The sequence below is a fragment of the Caballeronia arationis genome (assembly GCF_001544975.2).
GTDB lineage: Bacteria > Pseudomonadota > Gammaproteobacteria > Burkholderiales > Burkholderiaceae > Caballeronia > Caballeronia arationis.
In genome coordinates this window covers 1-720 of sequence record NZ_FCOG02000558.1, presented here as the reverse complement: position 1 = coordinate 720, position 720 = coordinate 1, and the positions used below count along the sequence as shown (strand labels likewise).

Below are 720 nucleotides of genomic sequence, written 5' to 3'. Positions count from 1 at the left end.
CAAGTCGCTCGAAGGCATCCAGTCAGAGCTTGGTGCGCTCGCCGGAAAGCGGCAACGCAAAGCGGACGCTGAGCAGTCGATCGTCGCGCAGGGCAACACCTTGCGTGCCGCTCGGGAGCAACGCGATGCCGCGCTTGAGCAGGCGAGCAAGCTGACTCAGGAGCGGGCAACGCTTGCGGCTAAGCAGAGTGAATCGGCCACGACCGAGGCGCGCCTGCGAGAGCTGGGCGTGCGCCGCGACGAGTTGGGCCGTGCCGTGAAAAGCGCGGCCGACGACGAGCAAGCATCAGCGGTTCGCTGCCAGCAACGCGTCGCCGCGCTGAGTCGGACGGTGGCCACGCACCAAGCAACGCTGGCTCGCCGTGAAGCGATCCTGGGTGCGGCAGCGAAGCGCGAGGAGGCCGAGTTGGCGATTGCGCGTGAGGAAGCGAGGTTTGCTCCTCTGCAGCGCGACATTGCCGATTTGGAGGTCAAACGCGCGACGTTGACCACACTCGATGCGACGCTTACCGGTTTGATGAGCCAGGGCACGACGAAAGCCGCCCACTTCGACACGTTGAGCAAGCAGGCAGCGGTGGTGGATCAGGTGCCGTGCGTCGGTCATTCGATGCACGCGCAATGTCCGCTCCTCACTCAAGCATTGCAGGCGAAAGCACAAGCGGAGGTGCAGCGGGTGTCGGTCGCCAATCTTCGCGCGGAGTATCGCGAGAAGAAAGCGCA

1 pseudogene is annotated in these 720 nt (G+C 64.9%); it reads left to right on the top strand.

The features are described 5' to 3' along the window. Positions 1-720: pseudogene (locus tag AWB81_RS43835) on the top strand (SMC family ATPase); the annotation flags it as partial.